This window comes from Corynebacterium lujinxingii, assembly GCF_014490555.1.
Taxonomy (GTDB): domain Bacteria; phylum Actinomycetota; class Actinomycetes; order Mycobacteriales; family Mycobacteriaceae; genus Corynebacterium; species Corynebacterium lujinxingii.
Genome location: NZ_CP061032.1, coordinates 1446909 through 1467989, shown reverse-complemented (window position 1 = coordinate 1467989; position 21081 = coordinate 1446909). Strand labels below are relative to the sequence as shown.

The window sequence follows — 21081 nt, the reverse complement described above, 5'->3', positions numbered from 1 at the left end:
CAGTTACGGCGCAGCGAAAGACTTTTCCGTAGAACGCGAACTGAAACAACCAAGGAGTTCCTCATGGCACTGTCCACTGAGAAGAAGGCCGAGATCCTCAAGGCTTACGGCCTGCACGAGACCGACACCGGTTCCCCGGAGGCGCAGGTTGCGCTGCTCACCGAGCGCATCAACAACCTGACCGAGCACCTCAAGACCCACCAGCACGACCACCACTCCCGTCGTGGCCTGCTGCTGCTCGTCGGTCGTCGTCGCGGCCTGCTGAAGTACCTGCGCGAGAACAACGTCGATCGTTACCGCGATCTGATTGCCCGTCTGGGTCTTCGTCGCTAAGCAAAAGCGCAAAAATAACGCCTCACCTGCGTGGTGGGGCGTTTTTTGCTATCATCGTTGCCCGTTGCAAGAACACCAATATAGGGCGGCACCGATGATCGCCACCACGCCTTCGAAGGAGAGGGATCCTTTTGCGCAACTTTCAGCCAAAAAACTCGTTTGATGTCCAAGTTGAGGAGGACTTCGGTGTGACCGAGGTCGTCGCCACGCTGGACAACGGCGAGTTCGGCACCCGCAACATCCGTTTCGAGACCGGGCAGCTCGCGCGCCAGGCCGACGGCTCTGTGACCACCTACCTTGACGACGACACCATGATGCTGGCCACCACCACCGCATCGAATCAGCCGCGCGAGGGCTTCGATTTCTTCCCGCTGACCGTGGATGTGGAAGAACGTATGTACGCCGCCGGCAAGATCCCGGGCTCGTTCTTCCGTCGCGAGGGCCGCCCGTCCACGCAGGCGATTTTGGCCTGTCGCTTGATCGACCGCCCGCTGCGCCCGACGTTTGTCAAGGGGCTGCGCAACGAGGTCCAGGTGGTCATCACCGTGCTGTCTCAGCACCCGGAGGAGTACTACGACGTCGTCGCCATCAACGGCGCGTCTGCTGCAACGCAGCTGTCCGGCCTCCCGGTCTCCGGCCCGGTTGGCGGCGTGCGCATGGCGTTGCTTGCCGACGACAAGCACCCCGAGGGCCAGTGGGTCGCCTTCCCGAACCACGAGCAGCACCAGCGCTGCCTGTTCGAGATGGTCGTTGCCGGACGCATGGTCGAGCGCAAGCGCGGCCGCAAGACTGAGGAAGACGTCGCCATCATGATGGTGGAGGCCGGCGCGGGCGTGAACGTTGTCGAGCAGATTAAAAACGGCTACCCGGCACCGACCGAGGAGACCGTTGCGGAGGGCATCGAGTCGGCGAAGCCGTACATCGAGACCCTGTGCCGCGCGCAGCGTGCGCTGACCGAGGAAGTCTCCACCGAGGACAAGGAATTCCCGCTCTTCCCGTCGTACTCCGAGAAGGTATTCAAGGCCGTGGAGAAGAAGGCGGCGAAGAAGCTCTCGAAGCTGATGACCATCGCGTCGAAGGCGGAGCGCGAGGACGCCACCAACTCCTACATGGAGGAGATCGAGGAGGACCTGTTCGACTCCTTCGACATTGACGACGACGAGCACGAGGAGCGCGCAGCCGCGTCCAAAGAGATCCGTGCGGCCTACAACGCGGTGCAGAAGCAGATCGTGCGCGAGAAGATCCTCTCCGAGGGTTTCCGTATCGACGGCCGCGGCGTGACTGACATCCGCGACTTGGGCGTCGAGGTCGAACTCATCCCGCGCGCCCACGGCTCCGCCTTGTTCGAGCGCGGCGAGACCCAGATCCTGGGCGTGACCACGCTGGACATGCTGAAGATGGAGCAGCACCTCGACTCCCTGCACCCGGAGGACTCGAAGCGCTACATCCACCACTACAACTTCCCGCCGTACTCCACCGGTGAGACGGGCCGCGTCGGCTCGCCGAAGCGCCGCGAGATCGGTCACGGCGCTCTCGCAGAACGTGCGCTCGTGCCGGTGATCCCGTCGCGCGAGGACTTCCCGTACACCATCCGCCAGGTCTCCGAGGCGCTCGGCTCGAACGGGTCGACCTCGATGGGCTCGGTGTGCGCCTCCACGCTGTCGCTGTACAACGCAGGCGTGCCGCTGGCTGCCCCGGTGGCCGGCATCGCGATGGGGCTTGTCTCCGGCGAGGTCGACGGCGAGACCGAGTACGTCGCGCTAACCGACATCCTGGGCGCCGAGGACGCGTTCGGCGACATGGACTTCAAGGTCGCCGGTACCCGCGAGTTCATCACCGCGTTGCAGCTCGACACCAAGCTCGACGGCATCCCGTCGAAGGTGCTTGCCGACGCCCTGAACCAGGCCCGCGACGCCCGCGAAGCCATCCTGGATACCATGGCTGAGGTCATTGACGGTCCGGACGAGATGAACACGCTCGCCCCGAAGATCACCACCGTGAAGATCCCGGTACCGAAGATCGGCGAGCTGATCGGCCCGAAGGGCAAGACGATCAACCAGATCACCGAGGACACCGGCGCGGAGATCTCCATCGAGGACGACGGCACCGTGTTCGTCTCCGCAGCCTCCGGCGAAGCCGCGGACGCAGCGATTGAGAAGATCAACGCGATCGCGAACCCGCAGATGCCGAAGGTGGGGGAGCGCTACCTGGGCACCGTTGTCAAGACCGTCGCCTTCGGCGCGTTCGTGTCCATCATGCCGGGCACCGACGGCCTGATCCACATCTCGAATCTGGGTGGCAACACTCGTGTGGAAAATGTTGAGGACGTCATCAACGTCGGCGACAAGGTTGAGGTGGAAATCCGCGACATCGATAACCGCGGCAAGATCTCGCTCGTCCCGGTGGAGGACAACGAGTAACACGTCGCACAGCGAAAGCGGGCGCTACTCCGGTAGCGCCCGCTTGCTACTGTCCGGTTACACCGGGCAGCCGGACGGCTTGTACGGCTCGATCTTCTTCGGTTCCTTGTACTTGCCGCGGATCATGCCATTTTTAATCATCAGCGACCTACCGGGCTCCATGTAGCGCTTGTCTTCCGGCAGGATCGTGAACACCTTTCGGATCACATTCGCGATGCGGTTGAAGCGGCGCTGGTCCTTCTTAGTCCACTCGAGGTCCAAGATCTCGCGCTCCTTGTCGTTGAGCGTGCCGATGGTCAGCCAGATCAGCGAGTTCATCGCCGGCTTCCAGATCACCTTCCACACCGCCTCGGGCACACCGTCCGGGGCTTTGACCGGCTCGACGCGGGCGGTGCGCAGCGCGAAGTCGACGGTCTCGTTGCGCTCTAAGACGGTGTCTTCCATCTCGTCGATGTAGGCGATGAGATCGTCGTAGTTGTCAATCACCGGGCGCTCCGACAGCCCGTACATGTCCCACCAGGTCACGCCCTCGCGCACGATCTGGTCCTTTTCTTCGTGGGTGAACGGGGTGCCGAAGAGTTCCTGGGCGAGGATGACGCGGTAGACAAACGTCGCGTGCGCCCACCAGTACGTCTCCGGGTTCAGCGAGTGGTAGCGCTCGCCGTCGCGCAGCTTGCCCTTGATGTCCACGTGGTAGTCGCGGATCTGTTTGCCCAATTCGCCGTTCTTGTCGTAGATGGACATGATGATCTGCGGGGTGGAGCGCTCAAGCCTGGCGAACGGCTCCTCGAAGAACTTCGAGTGATCGAGCAGGGACTGTCCGATCGCCGGGTGCATGTTTTGCAGCACGCCGGTGTAGCCGCGCAGCAGCTGCAGACGCTTGTCGGAACCCCACTTCCACATCAGCGAATCAGGGCCGAGCGGTGCTCGCTTTAGGTTGCGCGCGCCGGTTTTCACGCTGCCGTCGAGCAGGTTGTCGTAGTTTTCAGGGTTGTGCTGGCTCATGTGTGAACCGTAGCACTATCTATGCTTCGTTTTGTTCCAAATCACGTTTTTGGTTGTCGCGGTGTCCGAGCAGTTCTTCGCGACGATTCCACGTAAACAACCCCGCGAGCGGGGAGATGCCGAAAATGAGGCCCCAGCGGCGTTTGGCGTCGTCGTCAAGATCGCTCTTGTGAATCTCGTGCAACTTCCGCGCCAGCACGACGGCGCCGAGTACCGCAAGTACGGCGACGAACGCGAGGCCTAACCATGATGTCGTATTCATTACTTCTGGAAATCCACCACCACGCGCGTCGGATTCTCCAGCACCGTGAGCTTGTAGGGGCGCTGCGCATTCAGCCCCACAACGTATTGGGCATCGGCCTCGAACACACCGCCGTCGGCCACGCCGACGATGTTGCCGGCGGCAACTCCCGACGGATCAGACTTGGCCACAATCTCCTCGTCCGCGGACATGCTCAGCGGCACTCCCTGGATGAGCAGCGTGAAGAAGGCGTTGCCGGCGGGGCGAATTTCGTAGCCGGAGGCCTGCTGGCGCGGATCGGCCTCGTAGCCGGCGATCACACTGGGGGATCCGGTCCCGGACAGTTCCACGACGAGCCGGTCGAATCCGTCGTGGGCACCGGCGCGGACGTCTTCGATCATCATCTCCGCGGGCTGCTCGGAGCGGATGTGGGTGTCTTCGAGCGTGAAGCCTTCCGCCGCGGGTTTCGCAGCAGCTGCCTGGGCGGCTGTGGGGGAGATGTCCGTGGTCGCTTCCGTGCTTGTCGACGACGCACTGGTCGACGCACTCGACGCCGGCGACTTGTTGGCGGCTGTCGGCTCGTCCAGGGCGGGCTCGGTCTCTGCGCTGCAGGCACCGAGGGCGAGCGCGGCGGCAACGGCAGGGGTGAGAAGCATGCTGTGGCGTTTCATACCCGCCCAGCTTAAGGGGGTTACTGCTCGAAGTCGATGACCAGACGGTTCGGCTCGTCGAGGTAGTAGATGCGGTATGGGCGCTGCTTATCCAACCCGATGAGGTACTCGGTCGCGCCCAGCACCTTGTGCGCGGAGGTATGGAAGATCTCTTGGACGTTGCCGGCAGTTGCATCGTGGGTGTAGTCGCGTCCGGAGTCGTCGGTGGTGTTGCGGATCTCCACCCGCAAAAACGCGTTGCCGGCGATCGGTAGTGCGGCGTCGGAGCCGTACGACATTGGGGTGTCCATCCACCTTGTCGCAAACCCCGGCGCCTGGGTGCCGTTGAACTCGTAGACGACGCGGTCGAACCCGTCGTGGGAGCCCGCGCGCAGGTCCATGATCACGACGTCTTCGCCGAGTCCTGCGACGTCGCGTTTGTCGGTGGAAAATCCACTGTTTTCGTTGTCGGGGGACGTCTGCGGGACGATGCCGTCGTAGGTGGTGGAAGGGGCGTTTTCGATCACGGTTTTGGTGACGGTGCCGGGAGGTGGGGTCGTCGTCACGCTAGAAGGCTCCGAGATTTTTGTGAACTCGTTGGGCTGCGGCTCCGGGGTGTCTGTGGGGGCGCACGCGGTCAGGGCAGTGACGAGGGCGAGGGCAACGACGAGGCGCGAGCGGGCAGTCATGTTGAAAAGATTAACCGGGCTACCATTGCGGGCAAGTATCAACGGAAAGGAAACGCATGATCAAGGTTGGAGTACTCGGCGCGAAGGGCCGCGTCGGTTCGGCGGTTGTGGCAGGAGTGCAAAAGGCTGACGATCTCGAGCTCGTCGCTGAAATCGACCACGGTGACGACCTGCAGCAACTTGTCGATGCAGGCGTCGAGGTAATCGTAGATTTCACCACCCCGACTTCCGTCATGGGCAACCTGGAGTTCTGCATTAATCACGGCATCCACTGCGTGGTGGGCACCACCGGCTTCGACGACGAGCGCTACCAGCAGGTGCGCGACTGGTGCGCCGCAAACGAAGGCGTCGGCGTGCTCATCGCCCCGAATTTCGCCATCTCCGCGGTGCTGACCATGGCGTTCGCTCGCCAGGCCGCGCCGTTTTTCGAGTCCGCCGAGGTCGTCGAATTCCACCACCCGAACAAGCTCGACGCACCGAGCGGCACCGCGGTCAAGACCGCGCAGGGCATCGCCAAGGCGCGCAAGGACGCCGGGATGGGCGAGATGCCGGACGCCACCGAGCAGGCGCTTGACGGCTCCCGCGGCGCCGACGTCGACGGAGTGCCGGTGCACGCCGTGCGCATGCAGGGCATGGTCGCGCACGAGGAAGTCATCTTCGGTACGACGGACCAGTCGTTGACCATCCGCCAGGATTCCTACGGGCGCGAATCCTTCGTCCCCGGCGTGCTCACCGGCGTGCGCGAGGTGGCGGATCACCCGGGTCTGACGATCGGCCTCGACGAGTACCTCGGCCTGTAGATGCGCGTCGAACTCGTCGCCGCCACCGCACTGCGCACCGCCCACCCCGACCACGTCACCGATGGGGAAGCGGCCATTACGCACGCAGCCATGTCCACGGAAGCACCCGAGGCGGTGCTGAGCAGGCTTATCGACGACACCCGCACCGACCTACTCGCCCACGCCAGCGCAACCCTGCACATCTTCGGCGTCTCGCGCACCGCCGCCGCTGCCGTACGGGCCCACGACGGGTTCGCGGTGCAGCAGCGCGACGATGACGGCTACGTCGTGCCCCCGCTAGTCGCCGAAGATGAAGAACTAGCGCAGCTGCTCGACACCGCGCTGGAGCACGCCGAATTCGTGCGCCGCGAGTTGCTCGACGGTCTCGAGCAGTTGCTTGGCGACGAGCCCAACCTGCTCGCCCGGCGCAAACGCGCCACCGAGGCCGCCCGCGCGCTAGAGCCGGCGGCGTCGGCTATGCAGCTTGTTGTCACCGGTTCGTTTGCGACGTGGCGGGGGTTCGTCGCAAAGCGCACAGGCGAGTACGAAGATGCGGAAACCCGCGCGCTTGCCCTCGAATGCCTTGCGGTGCTGCGGGAGGAAGCGCCGAAAGTGTTCGGGGATTTGGCGCCGGGGGAACGTCGATAGCCAAATGCGCGACTGAAGAAGGTATCCTTTCTGCCCATGGGCTTATCGTGCAAAGTTGATAGAGGCGCCGACATCTTCGGCACCGTCTGCGTCGCCATGGTCACGCCGTTCGATTCCGACGGCGCGCTCGACCTTGCCGCAGGGCGTCGACTTGCAGCCCACTTGGTAGAAAACGGAATCGACGCACTTGTCCTCGCCGGCACCACCGGCGAATCCCCGACAACGAGCCCGGAAGAAAAGGTCGCGCTACTCAAGGCGGTGCGCGAAGAAGTCGGCGACCGTGCGAAGATCGTCGCCGGTGCGGGCTCCAACGACACCCGTCACGCCGTCGCGCTGGCCAAAGAAGCCGCCGACGCAGGCGCCGACGCGCTGCTGGCCGTCACGCCGTACTACTCCAAGCCGTCCCAGGCCGGAGTAGTCGCGCACTTCGAAGCCATCGCCGCCGCGACCGACCTTCCCGTGTGCCTCTACGACATCCCGGGCCGCTCCGGCATCCCCATCGAGGAAGCAACGATCCGGGAACTCGCACAGATCGACACGATCAAGGCGATGAAGGACGCACGCGGCAACCTCTTCGAAGCCGCCGGCCTGATCCAAGACACCGGCCTGGCGTGGTACTCGGGCGACGACCCGTTGAACCTGCCGTGGCTCACCCTCGGCGCAACCGGCGTCATTTCCGTTGTCGGACACGCGGCGCCGCAAGCGCTGCGGGGACTGGTGGACGCATTCGAGGCTGGCGACCTCGCCCGAGCACGGGAAATCAACGCCAACGTACTCAACGTCCTCGCGCGGCAGCAGGCCGCGCTGGGCGGCGTGACATTTGCAAAGGCAGCTCTGCGACTGCAGGGCATCGAAGTGGGAGACCCGCGCCTGCCCGTCGCAGCGGCGACTGAAGAGCAGGTTTCGCGGCTCCGAGAAGATTTGACGAAAGCTGGAGTCCTCTAAATATGAACGAACCCCGCAACCGCGCCCGTAAGGTGACGCGCAAGGCAGGACCCCCTGAACCGGCTGATCAGCAGCCGGTCTTCCAAGCTCCGGACACCCCGGACGCGAACGCGCAGAAAAACTCGGCCGACAAGGGCGACGCCGAGCGCGACGGCGGCGAACAGCCGCGCGGCAACCGCGGCGGTAACAACCAGGGCGGCGGCCGGAACAACGGCAACGGCGGTGGCCGGAACCGTCGTCGCGGTCGCAGCCGTGGCGGCAACGGCGGCAACAACGGCGGTGGGCGCCGCAACCCGGTCAAGGGCATGCAGGGCGCTGACCTGACCAAGCGTCTGCCCGCCCCGCCGAAGCTGGCCAAGGACACGCTGCGCATCTACGCGCTCGGCGGCATTTCCGAAATTGGCCGCAACATGACCGTCTTTGAATACAATGGCCGTCTGCTCATCGTTGACTGCGGCGTGCTGTTCCCGAACTCCGACGAGCCGGGGGTGGACCTCGTCCTGCCGGACTTCGGCCCGATCGAGAATAAGTTGGACAAGATTGAGGGTCTCGTCGTCACGCACGGCCACGAGGACCACATCGGTGCGATCCCGTGGCTGCTCAAGCTGCGCCACGACATCCCGATCTACTCGTCCAAGTTCACCAACGCGCTGATCAAGGCGAAGACGCAAGAGCACCGCCAGCGTCCGAAGCTGCACGACGTGAACAAGGATTCCGAGGTCAACGTCGGTCCGTTCCGCCTGCGTTTCTGGCACGTCAATCACTCCATTCCGGAGTGCCTCGGTGTGTCGATCAAGACGGGCGCGGGCCACGTCGTCATGACCGGCGACGTCAAGGTTGACCAGACCCCGTACGACGGCAAGCCGACCGACCTTCCAGCGCTGTCGCGGCTTGGCGACGAGGGCATCGACCTGTTCATGTGCGACTCCACCAACGCCACCATCCCGGGCATTTCCGCCTCGGAGGCCGGTATCGAGGAGACGCTGACCCGTCTGGTGTCCAACGCGCGTCAGCGTGTGGTCATCGCGTCGTTCGCGTCCAACGTGGCGCGTGTGCAGATGGCGGTCAACGCCGCGGTGGCCAACAACCGCAAGGTCGCCTTCAACGGCCGTTCCATGCTGCGCAATATGGAGATCGCCGAGAAGATGAACCTGCTCAAGGCGCCGAAGGGCACGATCATCCCGATCGAAGAGGCCGCGAAGATGGCCCCGCACAAGACGCTGCTGATCACCACGGGCACCCAGGGCGAGCCGATGGCGGCGTTGTCGCGCATGTCGCGCCGCGAGCACCGCCAGATCACCATCCACGACGGCGACACGATCATCTTGTCGTCCTCGCTCATTCCGGGCAACGAGGAGGCCGTCTTCGCGGTGATCAACAACCTCGCCCAGATCGGCGCGAACGTGATCACCAACGCCGAAGCCCACGTCCACGCCTCGGGCCACGGGTACGCCGGTGAGTTGCTCGCGCTCTACAACGCGGCGCGCCCGCGCAACGCGATGCCGGTGCACGGCGAGTGGCGCCACATGCGCGCCAACAAGGAGCTCGCCATCTCCACCGGTGTGAAGCCGAACAACACGGCGCTGGCGCAAAATGGTGTGGTCGTCGATATGCACAAGGGCAACATCAAGGTCGCCGGCCAGTACCAGGTCGGCCAGCTCTACGTCGACGGCACCACCATGGGCGATGTGGACCCGGACGTGCTCGCGGACCGCACCTCGCTGGCTTCAGGCGGCGTTGTCTCGATCACCTGCGTTATCGACGACGCCACCGGCCGTCTGCTCGAGGCGCCTCGCGTATCGACGACCGGCTACACCGACGATGACCGCGACTTCAACAAGAAGGTCGTCGAGGGCGTCGAGGCCGTGATGGGCGATCTGGCCGCCGAGGGTGAGAACGACCCGTTCCGCATGGTGCAGCAGATTCGCCGCAAGGTCTCGCGCGCGATCGAGCAGAACTACAAGCGCCAGCCGGTGATCCTCCCGACGGTCGTGCCGATGTCTTCCGACAACCACGCCGCAACCGAGGACGAAATCGCCGCGACCCGCGAATCGCGTTAGTTCGCTTCTCGACGACACCGTCACCCCCTCATCCTGTGAATTTCAGGAGAGGGGGTGATGTGCGTCATAGACGGGTGTAGCGTTCGGGCTATGAAAACCGCAACGAAAATCGCCGCGGCTTTTCTCGCCGCCGCGATGACACTCGCACCAGCTGCTAACGCCTTTGAGGGCGACGTCGACTGGACCGGCGGACGCCCGTTGCCGCCTGGCACCGAGGTCCCGTTCGACCCCGGCTACGCGTCAGCGTTCAAGATGTACGACGTGATCCGACTCGGCGACCCGAACTACCGCAACGCCCAGGTGCCCGGCGTCCGGGTGGTGGGCAAATTCGAGGGCGACAAGATCGTGTGCCTCATGAATGCCAAGGGCGGGCTGACGGGCTGCTACGTCGACGGCCAGCCGGTGACCAACCTCGGCTGGGGTCGCGGCGGCATGCGCGTGACCACCGACCCGGTGATCGAACGGTTTGCTCCGGCGATCAAGGAGATTCAAAAGTTCGAGGCGCAGTTCTCGAGCGGCTCGTCGTTGAGCTCGAGGTAGCTAAACTCGGGCGCATGTCTTTTGCACAGCAAGAACGCGCCCGTTTAGCCGACCTCTTTCTGGAGGTCGGACCCGAAGCCCCGACACTTTGCGAAGGATGGACGAGTTTCGATCTCGCCGTCCATTTGCTCATCCGGGAGAGAAAACCGCTTGCGGCCCCCGGAATCTTCGTCGACGCCCTCTCCGGTATTACGGACGATGAGACCGAACGCCAGAAAGCTCGCCCGTACGAGGAGGTTGTGCGCGAGTGGGCTGCCGGTCCGCCGGCGTTTCTGAAGCCTTTCAATACCGCGATGAACACTTCGGAGCATTTCATCCACCACGAGGACCTGCGTCGCGGTGGGGGAGCGGTGGAACCGCGCGATTTCTCCCGCACGGTAAATCAGGAACTGTTTGCGTTGGCGAAGCGCTTCGGTGGCATGACCCTGCGCAAGGCGACGGTCCCGGTGATTCTCACGCCTCCCGATCTGCCGCCGGCAACCATCGGCGACAAGGCGGGTGTGGCTGACCGCGGCGACAACGTGGTGCGCGTGTCGGGCGCGCCCGGAGAGCTTCTCTTGTGGGCTTCCGGACGCGATGCCGCGGTCGTGGAACTAACTGGCGCGGTCGACGCCCTCGAGGGGCTCGACGTCAAGATGTAGCGCTTGACGGCACGCCGACGGTGTGGTGTGTGGGGAAAATGTGACTAAAGGCGTTAAAGTTACAGCCATGTCTGTCAAAAACACCGCACCGCGCTCGTCGCGGTCTTCCTCGCGCCGGTCGGCGGACGGCACCCGCTACGGCGGACCGGTGTCAATGACGCACCCGCCGACGTCCTCTAACGTCGCCGCCGACACTGCCGACGAGCGCGTCGGGTCCGCATACAAGATCGTCGGTAGTTCCCTCGGCGCCGCAGCCCGCGGCGTCGGTTCGTTTTTCCGGCGCGACGAGCGCCACCGCGAGCAGGAAGAAGAGAATCTGAGCACCCCACGCAGGCGCCCGCGCCGCGACGAGCGCGAAGACCACGACAACTACAACGATTACGACGATCACCAGGAACACGACGAGCCCGCTGGCCCGCGCATTAGCACCTTTGAATCCCACGCCGATGCTTGGGGCTTGGTGCTCATCGGCCTGGCCGCCATTATCGGGGGCTCGGTGTGGTTCGACGTCGCAGGCCCGGTCGGCGATCTGATCTCCACCGGCACCCACTGGCTCATCGGTGCCGGCGCGCTCATTCTCCCGGTGCTGCTGATCGGCATCGCAATTGCGCTCATGCTCAACGTCCGCGCGAGCGAAGCCGTGCGCGCACGGGTAGCGCTCGGGTTTAGCATCATCGCGGTCGCCATGCTGGGGCTTATCCACGTCTTCGCCGGCAACCCCGCGGAATGGGCGGACCGGAAGATCGCCGGGGGTGCGGTCGGCGCCTTCACCGGCGGATTGCTCGTGGCAGGCTTTTCCTCTTACGTCGCCGTGCCGTTGCTTGGACTGATTGTGCTCTACGGAGCACTCAAGGCAACCGGTATCACGGTGCGCGAAGCGTACGACTACGTCGTGGGTCTGATTACCGGTGTGCTTGCCAGTGACGACGAGGACGACGACCCGTACGCGCACGTCGAAAGCGATTTAGATGACATCGCAGAGGGGCGCGATCGTCCCAAGAAGCGCCCCGCTCCTCGTCCGGCGCCGCGGCTGAGTCCCCGTCGCCGTCCGTCGCCGATGGAGAGCTACCCCGCCGACGAGGAAGAGGACCTGTTCGACTTCGCCGACGACTTCGACACCGAGTCGGAACCGGCATCCGAACCCGAATCTGAACCCGCGCAGACCGCCGTCGTGCCGCGCCCGAAGCGCCGCCCGGCACCGCGTTACGACGACACCGCGAACGAAACGAAGGCACTGCAGCGCCCCGAAGAGGCGGTGGAAGAGACCGCACCCGACGCGGTCGAAACCTCTCGCGAACAGGTCGCCAAGGCGATTGCTGCTCGCTCCGGCATCGACGCAGCGAAGGTGCCAGCGACCACGCCGAAATCCGAAACCGAGCCCAAGGCGCCGAAGCAGGTGCGCAAGATCCCGCAGGGCGATTACACCCTGCCGTCGACGGACCTACTGTTGGCGGGCACTGCACCGAAGACGCGCACCGAGGCGAATGACCGCATGATCGAGGCGATCACGGACGTCTTCGAGGAATTCAAGGTTAACGCCCAGGTCACCGGTTTCTCGCGCGGTCCGACCGTGACGCGCTACGAGGTCGAGTTGGGCCCCGGCGTGAAGGTCTCCAAGATTACGAACTTGCAGTCCAACCTCGCGTACGCCGTCGCCACCGACAATGTGCGCCTGCTTACCCCGATCCCCGGCAAGTCCGCTGTGGGCATCGAGGTGCCCAACGCCGACCGCGAGATGGTGCGCCTGCGCGACGTACTGGATGCGCCGAAGGTGTCGTCGCAGGACGATCCGATGCTCATCGGTTTGGGCAAGGACATTGAAGGCGAGTTCATCGCGTCGTCGATTCAGAAGATGCCGCACCTGCTGGTCGCGGGTTCGACCGGTTCCGGTAAGTCGGCGTTCGTCAACTCGATGCTGATCTCGCTGCTGACCCGCGCGACCCCGGAGGAGGTCCGCCTCATTCTGGTCGACCCGAAGATGGTGGAGCTCACCCCGTACGAGGGCATTCCTCACCTGATCACCCCGATCATCACCCAGCCGAAGAAGGCCTCCGCGGCGCTGCAGTGGCTCGTTGAGGAGATGGAGCAGCGTTACATGGACATGAAGTCCGCGCGCGTGCGCCACATCAAGGACTTCAACCGAAAGGTCCGTTCCGGTGAATTGACGGCGCCTCCGGGGTCGGAGCGCGAGATGCGTCCGTACCCGTTCATCGTGTGTGTCGTCGACGAGTTGGCCGACCTGATGATGACGGCGCCGAAGGAGATCGAGGATTCCATTGTGCGCATCACGCAGAAGGCACGTGCGGCTGGTATCCACCTGGTGCTTGCTACGCAGCGTCCGTCGGTGGACGTGGTCACCGGTCTGATTAAGACGAACGTGCCGTCGCGCCTTGCCTTTGCGACGTCGTCGCTGACCGATTCCCGCGTCATCTTGGACCAGGGCGGTGCCGAGAAGCTCATCGGTATGGGCGACGGTTTGTTTATCCCGATGGGGGCCGGCAAGCCGCAGCGTCTTCAGGGTGCGTTCGTGTCCGACGAGGAGATCCAGGCGGTCGTGGAGGCCGCGAAGGCCCAGCAGGACGAGCCGGAGTACGTCGAGGGCGTCACCGAGGACAAGCAGGCGGAAGCCAAGGTCATTGACGACGACATCGGCAAGGACATGGACGACCTCCTCGAGGCCGTGGAACTGGTCGTCACCTCGCAGCTGGGGTCGACGTCGATGCTGCAGCGCAAGTTGCGCATCGGATTCGCCAAGGCCGGCCGCTTGATGGATCTGATGGAGTCGCGCGGCGTTGTCGGCCCGTCGGAGGGATCGAAGGCGCGCGAGGTGCTGGTCAAGCCGGAAGAGTTGGACACGATCATCTGGATGATCAAGGGCGCCGACCCCGCTGAAGCTCCCAAGGACGCCATGCTTGACGACGACACCCCCACCGACGACACCGACCACGACGATGACACCCGCACCGTCACCGCCACCTACAACCCGACCGGCGGTGCGTTCTAGCCGAACAGCTGCTGCATAGCGCCGGAGGGCGTGACTGGTACCGGCACATCACCTGGGGAGACCCAGGTCGGTGTGCCGTTTATCATTTCGATGTGTCCGCGGTGTCTGATGTGGGGGTCGTCGTCGTTAACCCGGTTGTGGTAGCTGCACAGTGGCGCCAGGTTCGCGAGGTTGGTTTCGCCGCCGTGTTTCCACGCGGTGATGTGGTGGATTTCGCAGTGGTCAGCGCCGTGTCTGCAACCGGGGAAGGGGCATCTCGGCATGATCATGCGGGCTAAGTCGCGCTGCTTCCGATTGGCAAACCGCTTCGTGCGGTAGAGGTTCACCGCACCTTCCTGTGGGTGGAAGAGTGCCACTTCACCGAAGGTGAGGTCGAGGTATTCGGCACCGGTCATGGTGGTGCCGTCGGTAAGCGTAAGCACCACCTCGTCGCCGTCGCCGGTAAGGATTCGCACGTGCTCCGGCAGCGGTACGAGCACGATGGGTCGCGGGGCTGCGTGTGGCACGGCCTCTCCGTCGCGGATGAGCTCGAGGAACGCCTCGAGCATCTGCGGCGCGGCGGGCTTGGAGGAGTCGACGTGCTGGCGCAGGGCGTGCTCCAGATCCGCGATGTCGCGCTCTGCGGCAGTGACTTTCATCGTGCGCATGCCGAGAGTCGAGCAGGTGAATGTGACCTGGGCCTTCGGCGGCTTTGGTGCGGCGGCGGGGATGATGTTCTTCGCCGCGTCGCGCAACGCGGCGAAGCTGCCGCGGACGGCAAGGAGCTCGCGGCGCATCCGCCAGCGGTCCGATTCATCGCCGACGGCGCGCAGACGATTCTCGATATAGGCCAGGCGGTCGAGATCAAACGCGCCAGCACGCGCTGCGGCAAGGGCGAGGCGCTGCTGCTTCGTCCACCGGGTTGCACCGAAATACACGCGGTGGAGGCGCTCCCAGGTTGAAACGGTCGCCGGGCGGCAGCGCGCGGCAAGGGCTGCCGGGCGGTCGAAGCCTTGGAGGCTGTCGATCGTCGGCAAGCCGGCGAGGAACGTTTCAAATGGGCTCATGACCCGCACGCTAAACCAGAAACCGGAACGTCAAAAACGTGCCTGTGGATAACCGCGTTGACACATCAACAATCGGGGTGGGTTATCCACAACCGGGTTCGCCGGTGGGCTTCGCCGTGTGTATTGTGTAACCCACTTGGAGGGGAGTACCCCGGAAGTGTTCTGGATCGTCAGCACGGTGTCGTCGTCAAGCGAAGGCCCCGGTCCGAACAGCCCACGAGGGTGGGGGAGACCTCCGGTCGTCTTTTCTGCAACCGGAGGTTAAAGCATGCATGTGCCCCTTAGTATTTGGCTGATCACCTCTGCGGTGATCCTGGGATTTTTCATCTTCGACTTCGTCTCGCACGTGCGCACCCCGCACGAGCCGACTATGAAGGAATCGGGCGGCTGGGCCCTGTTCTATATGTCCATGGCGTGCGTTTTTGGCGGGCTGGTCTGGTGGATGTGGGACGCGGAGCACGCCGTTCAGTTCTTCACCGGCTACATCACCGAGTTGTCGCTGTCGGTGGATAACCTGTTCGTTTTCGCCCTGATTATGGGCTCGTTCAAGATTCCGCGCGCCTACCAGCAGAAGGTGCTGCTCATTGGCATCGTGATCGCGCTGATCTGCCGTCTCCTGTTTATTCTGCTTGGCGCCGTGATCATCGAGGCGTGGTCGGATGTGTTCTACATCTTCGCCGCGTTCCTCATCTACACCGCCATCAAGCTGGTCTACGACGAAGTCACCGATCAGGAGGATCCGGACCCGAACGACATGTTCGTGGTGAAAACGCTGCGCAAAGTCATTCCGGTGACCAAGTCGTACCACGGCGACCGGCTAGTTTCGAAGACTCAGGCCGGCAAAAAGGCGGTTACCCCGCTGTTCGTGGCACTGCTGTCCATCGGATTCATTGACGTCATGTTCGCCTTCGACTCCATCCCGGCGATCTACGGCATCACCCAGGAGTCTTTCCTTGTCTTCACCGCCAACGCGTTCGCGCTGCTGGGTCTGCGTCAGCTCTACTTCCTGCTCAACGGCCTCCTTGACCGCCTGGTGTACCTGCCGTACGGCCTTGCGGTGGTGCTCGGCTTCATCGGTGTGAAACTGCTGCTGCACGCGCTGCACGAGAACAACCTGTCGTTTATCAACGGCGGCGAGGGACTTAACGTGCCGGAGGTCGGCACCGTTGCCTCGCTGCTGGTCATCGTTGGCGTGCTCGTAGTCACCGCGATTGCGTCGGTGGCGAAGGACCGCGCAGATGTCAAGGCAGGCGTGCGCGACTCAGACGCGGCCAAGTACCACATCGACTACGACGACCACGGCAACCGCCGCAAGGTCGACCGCGAAGGCCACCACGTCGAGTGGATCGACGACCCGGCCACGTCCGGCAAGGGCGACCACACCGCCACTGGTTCGCGCGACACCGCCCACCTCGACGTCGCGCGCGGCGGCCGGAAGGCTTAGGCGAAGATATTCATCACCGGGTTCCACTCCCGGATCTCGCGCGCGGCCAGGGCGCCCTCCACGGTGTAGGGGTCCTGGTCGAGCACGTCGGCGGCTTCGGCCTCGGTGGCGGAATCTGGCAGCTGCAGGATGATCAGTGCCTGGTCGCCGTCGGCAAACGGGCCCGATCCCACGATGCGTCCCAGCGAGAGTTGGGAGGCGATGAACTCGCGGTGGGCGGGGCGGGTGTCGTCGACAAGCGAGGGCTCGCCGTAGGTGTAGGTTGCTGCGAAATATTTCATACAGGTCAGTCTAGGAGGTAGGTATGGTGGAGTCCGTGATGCAACCGGACAAGCCCTCGAATTGGAATCTGCCGAATATTCTGACGTCGTTGCGGATTCTGTTCATTCCAGTGTTTGCCTGGCTGGTGCTCTCCGAGCGCTGGTGGTGGGCGTTCGGCCTGTTCGTGGCGCTGATGATCACAGACAAACTCGACGGCGACATCGCGCGTGCGCGCGGGTTGGTCACGGACTTTGGCAAGATCGCCGACCCGATCGCCGACAAAGCGCTCATGATCACCGCGCTGGTGACGCTGAATATCGCCGGCCCCTTGCCGGTGTGGATCACGGTGGTGATTGTAGTGCGCGAGCTTGGCATTACCTTCTGGCGCATGTGGATGCTGCGAAACGGCCGGGTCGTGCCGGCGTCGCGAGGCGGCAAGATCAAAACGGCCTTACAGACTCTCGCGGTGGGCCTCTACCTCTGCCCGCTGCCTGGCTGGATGGGCTTGCCGGTCTACCTCGTCATGTTGGCTGCCGTTGCGGTCACCGTCATCACTGGCGTGCAATACCTCCTCGACGCGGAAAAGGCGAACAAATGACAGCGCAATTGCTTATCGACGAACTACGTTCCCGCAACCAAACCATCTCCTTTTGCGAATCGCTTACGGCCGGCCTTGCCGCAGCGACACTCGCCGAGGTGCCGGGCGCATCTGACGTCCTCGTCGGCGGTTTGGTGACGTACTCGGCGAAGCTAAAGACAGCGCTTGCGGACGTCCCTGCGGACCTCATCGAACGCGAGGGCGTGGTCTCCGCAGCGGTGGCTCGTGAAATGGCTCGTGGCGCGCGTCGCGTTTGCGGTTCCGATTGGGCGGTGGCGCTCACTGGTGTTGCAGGTCCGGACGACCAGGACGGCATGCCGGCCGGCACCGTATGGATCGGACTTGCGGGGCCGAGGTGGACGGCATCGTCGCAAGCTGCCGAACTGCTCGATTCCTCCGTGGGCCGTTACGCGCTCGTACCCGGCCATGATGTGCCGGTGCGGGTGCTGGCGGGAGAGCGAAACGAGATTCGTCGATTAGCGGTGCAAGCTGCGCTCGAAGGGGCCTTGACCGGAATCCGGGAACAAAACTGACCGCGTAACCGTTGGAGCAACTGATGACCACAACGACTCTGCTTTACGACACCCCAGTACAACTGCCCGTCGACGACGAGCCTGCCCGCGAACCGCTGTTCCGCGAGGCGCTGGGCATGTCGCTGCGTGCGTTCCGCGCGGACAAGGGTGTCACCTTGCGCGCGCTGGCCAAGGAAGCGCGCGTGTCCTCCGGCTACATCTCCGAGTTGGAGCGCGGCCGCAAAGAGGTCTCCTCCGAGCTGCTCGCGTCGCTGTGCACGGCACTCGACACCACGGTTTCTGAGGTATTGCTCGAGGCCGTAGCCAACTTGTCGCTGCACACCTTCAACGAGGAACTTGCAGCAACCACGCCCGCAGCGGCGGAAGCGTAATGCGCGTCACGCGACTACAGTGGTTCACGTTTACCGATTAACTACGCAACGAAAGGTCGCGGTGATGTAGCCATGGCGAATCCGTTTTCCAAGTTCTGGAACTACCTGATGGCGCTCTTCGACAACAAGATCGAAGAAAACGCTGACCCGAAGATCCAGATCGAGCAGGCGATTAACGACGCCCAGCGTCAGCACCAGGCGCTGTCCCAGCAAGCCGCGGCTGTGATTGGCAACCAGCGCCAGTTGGAGATGCAGCTAAACCGTCGCCTCGAGGACGTCGAGAAGCTCCAGGCGAACGCGCGTCAGGCACTGCAGCTTGCCGACAAGGCACGCGCCGAGGGCAACGCCCAGAAGGCGCAGGAATACGAAAACGCCGCCGAGGCATTCGCAGCACAACTGGTCACGGCCGAGCAGGGTGTGGAAGACACCAAGCAGCTCCACGACCAGGCGCTGCAGCAGGCATCCCAGGCCAAGCAGGCCGTTGAGCGCAACGCCGCGCACCTGCAGCAGCAGGTTGCCGAGCGCTCCAAGCTGCTTTCCCAGCTGGAGCAGGCCAAGATGCAGGAGAAGGTCTCGGAGACGATGCAGTCGATGAACTCCATTACCTCCTCTGGGCCAAACCTGGATCAGGTGCGTGACAAGATTGAGCGTCGCTACGCCAACGCGCTGGGCGCGGCTGAGTTGGCGCAGAATTCCATCGAAGGTCGCATGGCCGAGGTCGAGCAGGCTGGCATCCAGATGGCCGGCCACGGTCGCCTCGAGCAGCTGCGCGCTGAGATGGCAGGCGAGCTGACCGCAGGCGACAAGCCAGCTATTGAAAAGGGTGGTGCCACCTCGACCGGCAACTCGAACCCGGTCGGCGCCGAGGTCAACGATGACGCTGTCGCACAGCGTATGCGCGAACTGCGCGGCGAAGCCTAAGTTTTTCACCGTCCAAGGGCCCGTGGTGTGTACCGCGGGCCTTTGTCGTTGCGAGACGTGGTTAGTCCACCGCGCCGCGGGCCATGAGCGCCTCGCCGATCATTTTTGCGCGACGCACGGAGCGGATAACCAGGGGAGTGCCGAAAGCGTGGACGGAAAAGCCTGCGCCGCGGGCTTTGCGGGCCTCGAGGACCTCGTTGGCTGTCGCGAGAGTCAGCGGGATGAGCCGGATCGTCAGCGCGATGGTCAGCGAGATGAGTTCGCCGGTACGGCCGAATGGGGAAAGGGCGCGGTCGAGGGCGTCGAGAAGTTCCTGTACTGGCGTGGTCAGGGTGAGCAGGTTGGCGGCGGCGATCGTCGCCAAGAGGCCGATGAGCAGCGTCAAAGCAGCGGCGACGCCGTTTTGCCACACCATGAACGCACCGAGGAAGAGCAACACCGGCAGCAACGGCACCAGTTGGCGTACGGCCAACCCCATCGGGATGCGCGCCCAGGCGTAGAGCACCAGAACGAACGTCAGCAGTGACATGGACTGCCACGGCTCGGACGGCCAGACAGTGGTGAAAATGATGAAAGCGACGAGCAAGACAAACTTCAGCGCCGGCGCCATGCGGTGCAGCAGGGTGTCGCCGGGGATGTAGACGCCTAAGGGCAGTTCGCGGATCACGGTTTCGCGTCCATCAGGTCGGTGTAGAAGGCAATGGCGTCGGAAGGCGTGCCGTCGTAGGCGAGGCGACCTTCGTCGATGACCAGCACGCGTTCGAAATCGCGCAGCATGTCCAGGTCGTGGGTGACCACGATGAGTTGCTGGTCCAGCGAGGTCAGTTCGCGCACGATGCGGCGGCGGTTGCGCAGGTCGAGCAGGGTGGTGGGCTCGTCGGCGATTATGGTGTCCGGCTCGATCACCAGCACGGATGCGAGCGCGAGCATCTGCTTCTCGCCGCCGGAGAGCGTGTGCGGGGAGTTTTCGGCGAGGTGGGAGAGTCCGAAGCGGGCAAGGGCGTCGTCGACACGTGAGCGCACTTCGTTGCGCGGCAGTTTGAAGCGGCGCAGGGAGAAGGCGACGTCGTCGACCACGCGCGGCATCACGATTTGCGATTCTGCGTCGGAGAAGACGAATCCGACGCGTTTTCGGATGTCGCGGCCGTGTTTGGCGGGGCTGAGGTCGTCGTAAAGCACTTGCCCGGTGGACGGTTCAATCAGCCCGTTGATCATGCGCACCGTGGTCGATTTGCCGGAGCCGTTCGAGCCGATGATGCCGATGCGTCGTTCGGTCAGGCGTGCTGTGAGTGGCTCCAGCACGGTGGTGCCGTCGTAGGTGACGGATGCGCCTTGAAAGTCGATGGTGGGCATTGCTTATCGACGACGCAGGTCCGGAAACGCCTGGTGCACCGCGTAAGCGATGAAGATGATTAGGGCGACCTTGCCGGCGTCCGGCAGGAAGAACGGAACCTGCGCGGCCCATGCTGCGCCGAAGGTCATGCCGGAGCGCCACATCAGGCCGAATACGCCGCAAAGGTACTGGAAGAAGAGCCCGACGTAGCCCGCGAGGATGAGGACGCCGATGGTGGCGCGTTTGTTGCGGAACGGCGCTCGGTAGGCGATCAGTCCGGCGACGAGCGCGGAGACGAGGTAGCCGCCGAGGTAGCCGACGGTTGGGCCGCCGAGCGCGGAAATAACGGTGCGACCGCCGGCGAGGACCGGCAGGGCGAGGCCGACGAGCAAGAAGATTGCGGCGGTGAAGAAGCCGCGACGCCCGCCGAGGGCGAGACCGGCGAGGATCACGGCGGCGTTTTGCAGGACGATGGGCACACCAGCGGCGCCGACGGGGATGGAGACGATGCCGAGGGCGATAATGATTGCCGCGAAGACGGCGATGAGTGCAATATCCTGCGCGGTCGAGTTCTTATTCATGCGCGGCAGTGTACCTGAACGGTGTTCAATAAAACTCG

23 protein-coding genes are annotated in these 21081 nt (G+C 63.9%); 14 read left to right on the top strand and 9 right to left on the bottom strand.

Features of this window, described 5'->3' with window-relative positions:
- Positions 1 to 63: 63 nt before the first annotated feature.
- Positions 64 to 333, top strand: coding sequence for a 30S ribosomal protein S15 (rpsO, locus tag IAU68_RS07340; protein ID WP_171192661.1), 270 nt, complete (start codon positions 64 to 66; stop codon positions 331 to 333).
- A gap of 131 nt (positions 334 to 464) precedes the next feature.
- On the top strand, positions 465 to 2753 hold the full coding sequence (locus IAU68_RS07335; RefSeq protein ID WP_171192660.1) for a polyribonucleotide nucleotidyltransferase: 2289 nt from the start codon (positions 465 to 467) through the stop codon (positions 2751 to 2753).
- A gap of 57 nt (positions 2754 to 2810) precedes the next feature.
- Here the strand turns inward: IAU68_RS07335 and IAU68_RS07330 are convergent, their stop codons facing one another.
- The 4 genes from IAU68_RS07330 to IAU68_RS07315 are packed head-to-tail and all read right to left on the bottom strand — an operon-like array spanning position 2811 to position 5338.
- A complete protein-coding gene (locus IAU68_RS07330) occupies positions 2811 to 3758 on the bottom strand; it encodes an oxygenase MpaB family protein (RefSeq protein ID WP_231698991.1) in 948 nt (315 codons plus the stop codon).
- A gap of 19 nt (positions 3759 to 3777) precedes the next feature.
- Positions 3778 to 4020: a hypothetical protein gene (locus IAU68_RS07325; RefSeq protein ID WP_171192659.1), complete on the bottom strand. Its 243-nt coding sequence runs from the start codon at positions 4018 to 4020 to the stop codon at positions 3778 to 3780.
- Complete coding sequence (locus IAU68_RS07320) at positions 4020 to 4670, bottom strand: AMIN-like domain-containing (lipo)protein (protein WP_171192658.1); 651 nt, start codon at positions 4668 to 4670, stop codon at positions 4020 to 4022. Before IAU68_RS07320 ends, IAU68_RS07325 begins: the two co-directional genes overlap by 1 nt.
- A 20-nt stretch (positions 4671 to 4690) precedes the next feature.
- Positions 4691 to 5338: an AMIN-like domain-containing (lipo)protein gene (locus IAU68_RS07315; protein WP_171192657.1), complete on the bottom strand. Its 648-nt coding sequence runs from the start codon at positions 5336 to 5338 to the stop codon at positions 4691 to 4693.
- 56 nt (positions 5339 to 5394) lie between these two features.
- Here IAU68_RS07315 and dapB point away from each other — a divergent pair, with 56 nt between their 5' ends.
- The 7 genes from dapB to IAU68_RS07280 all read left to right on the top strand — a co-directional run bounded on the left by dapB (position 5395) and on the right by IAU68_RS07280 (position 13955).
- Positions 5395 to 6138, top strand: a complete 744-nt coding sequence (gene dapB, locus IAU68_RS07310) for a 4-hydroxy-tetrahydrodipicolinate reductase (protein ID WP_171192656.1) — start codon at positions 5395 to 5397, stop codon at positions 6136 to 6138.
- A complete protein-coding gene (locus IAU68_RS07305; RefSeq protein ID WP_171192655.1) occupies positions 6139 to 6765 on the top strand; it encodes an FAD-dependent thymidylate synthase in 627 nt (208 codons plus the stop codon).
- A gap of 36 nt (positions 6766 to 6801) precedes the next feature.
- On the top strand, positions 6802 to 7710 hold the full coding sequence (dapA, locus tag IAU68_RS07300; protein ID WP_171192654.1) for a 4-hydroxy-tetrahydrodipicolinate synthase: 909 nt from the start codon (positions 6802 to 6804) through the stop codon (positions 7708 to 7710).
- 2 nt (positions 7711 to 7712) lie between these two features.
- Positions 7713 to 9770, top strand: coding sequence for a ribonuclease J (locus IAU68_RS07295; protein ID WP_269434718.1), 2058 nt, complete (start codon positions 7713 to 7715; stop codon positions 9768 to 9770).
- 90 nt (positions 9771 to 9860) lie between these two features.
- On the top strand, positions 9861 to 10310 hold the full coding sequence (locus IAU68_RS07290) for a hypothetical protein (protein ID WP_171192653.1): 450 nt from the start codon (positions 9861 to 9863) through the stop codon (positions 10308 to 10310).
- A 14-nt stretch (positions 10311 to 10324) separates the two neighbouring features.
- On the top strand, positions 10325 to 10951 hold the full coding sequence (locus IAU68_RS07285) for a TIGR03085 family metal-binding protein (RefSeq protein ID WP_171192652.1): 627 nt from the start codon (positions 10325 to 10327) through the stop codon (positions 10949 to 10951).
- 67 nt (positions 10952 to 11018) lie between these two features.
- Positions 11019 to 13955 carry an FtsK/SpoIIIE family DNA translocase gene (locus tag IAU68_RS07280; protein WP_171192651.1) on the top strand — a complete coding sequence of 979 codons (2937 nt, stop codon included), beginning with the start codon at positions 11019 to 11021 and terminating at the stop codon, positions 13953 to 13955.
- On the opposite strand, the gene IAU68_RS07275 is transcribed toward IAU68_RS07280, so the two are convergent.
- On the bottom strand, positions 13952 to 15001 hold the full coding sequence (locus IAU68_RS07275; RefSeq protein WP_171192650.1) for an HNH endonuclease signature motif containing protein: 1050 nt from the start codon (positions 14999 to 15001) through the stop codon (positions 13952 to 13954). The genes IAU68_RS07280 and IAU68_RS07275 overlap by 4 nt on opposite strands.
- 268 nt (positions 15002 to 15269) lie before the next feature.
- On the opposite strand from IAU68_RS07275, the gene IAU68_RS07270 reads away from it, so the two are divergent.
- Positions 15270 to 16445 (top strand): TerC family protein, encoded by a 1176-nt coding sequence (locus IAU68_RS07270; protein WP_171192649.1) that lies wholly within the window; start codon positions 15270 to 15272, stop codon positions 16443 to 16445.
- Here IAU68_RS07270 and IAU68_RS07265 read toward each other — a convergent pair.
- A complete protein-coding gene (locus tag IAU68_RS07265) occupies positions 16442 to 16726 on the bottom strand; it encodes a YciI family protein (protein WP_171192648.1) in 285 nt (94 codons plus the stop codon). The two genes, IAU68_RS07270 and IAU68_RS07265, sit on opposite strands and share 4 nt — an antisense overlap.
- Positions 16727 to 16764: 38 nt before the next feature.
- On the opposite strand from IAU68_RS07265, the gene pgsA reads away from it, so the two are divergent.
- The 4 genes from pgsA to IAU68_RS07245 all read left to right on the top strand — a co-directional run bounded on the left by pgsA (position 16765) and on the right by IAU68_RS07245 (position 19129).
- Positions 16765 to 17304 carry a CDP-diacylglycerol--glycerol-3-phosphate 3-phosphatidyltransferase gene (gene pgsA, locus IAU68_RS07260; protein WP_231699139.1) on the top strand — a complete coding sequence of 180 codons (540 nt, stop codon included), beginning with the start codon at positions 16765 to 16767 and terminating at the stop codon, positions 17302 to 17304.
- Positions 17301 to 17837: a CinA family protein gene (locus IAU68_RS07255; RefSeq protein WP_171192646.1), complete on the top strand. Its 537-nt coding sequence runs from the start codon at positions 17301 to 17303 to the stop codon at positions 17835 to 17837. The genes pgsA and IAU68_RS07255 overlap by 4 nt, the downstream gene beginning before the upstream one ends.
- A 23-nt stretch (positions 17838 to 17860) precedes the next feature.
- Positions 17861 to 18208, top strand: a complete 348-nt coding sequence (locus IAU68_RS07250; protein ID WP_171192645.1) for a helix-turn-helix domain-containing protein — start codon at positions 17861 to 17863, stop codon at positions 18206 to 18208.
- Positions 18209 to 18280: 72 nt separating this feature from the next.
- Positions 18281 to 19129: a PspA/IM30 family protein gene (locus IAU68_RS07245; RefSeq protein ID WP_171192644.1), complete on the top strand. Its 849-nt coding sequence runs from the start codon at positions 18281 to 18283 to the stop codon at positions 19127 to 19129.
- A gap of 61 nt (positions 19130 to 19190) precedes the next feature.
- Here IAU68_RS07245 and IAU68_RS07240 read toward each other — a convergent pair whose 3' ends face one another.
- The 3 genes from IAU68_RS07240 to IAU68_RS07230 are packed head-to-tail and all read right to left on the bottom strand — an operon-like array spanning position 19191 to position 21043.
- The gene (locus tag IAU68_RS07240) at positions 19191 to 19796 is read right to left on the bottom strand and encodes an energy-coupling factor transporter transmembrane component T family protein (protein WP_171192643.1); all 606 of its coding nucleotides are present in this window, start codon (positions 19794 to 19796) and stop codon (positions 19191 to 19193) included.
- Positions 19793 to 20482: an energy-coupling factor ABC transporter ATP-binding protein gene (locus IAU68_RS07235; RefSeq protein ID WP_171192642.1), complete on the bottom strand. Its 690-nt coding sequence runs from the start codon at positions 20480 to 20482 to the stop codon at positions 19793 to 19795. The genes IAU68_RS07240 and IAU68_RS07235 overlap by 4 nt, the downstream gene beginning before the upstream one ends.
- A 3-nt stretch (positions 20483 to 20485) precedes the next feature.
- Positions 20486 to 21043 (bottom strand): biotin transporter BioY, encoded by a 558-nt coding sequence (locus tag IAU68_RS07230; RefSeq protein ID WP_171192641.1) that lies wholly within the window; start codon positions 21041 to 21043, stop codon positions 20486 to 20488.
- Positions 21044 to 21081 lie beyond the last annotated feature (38 nt).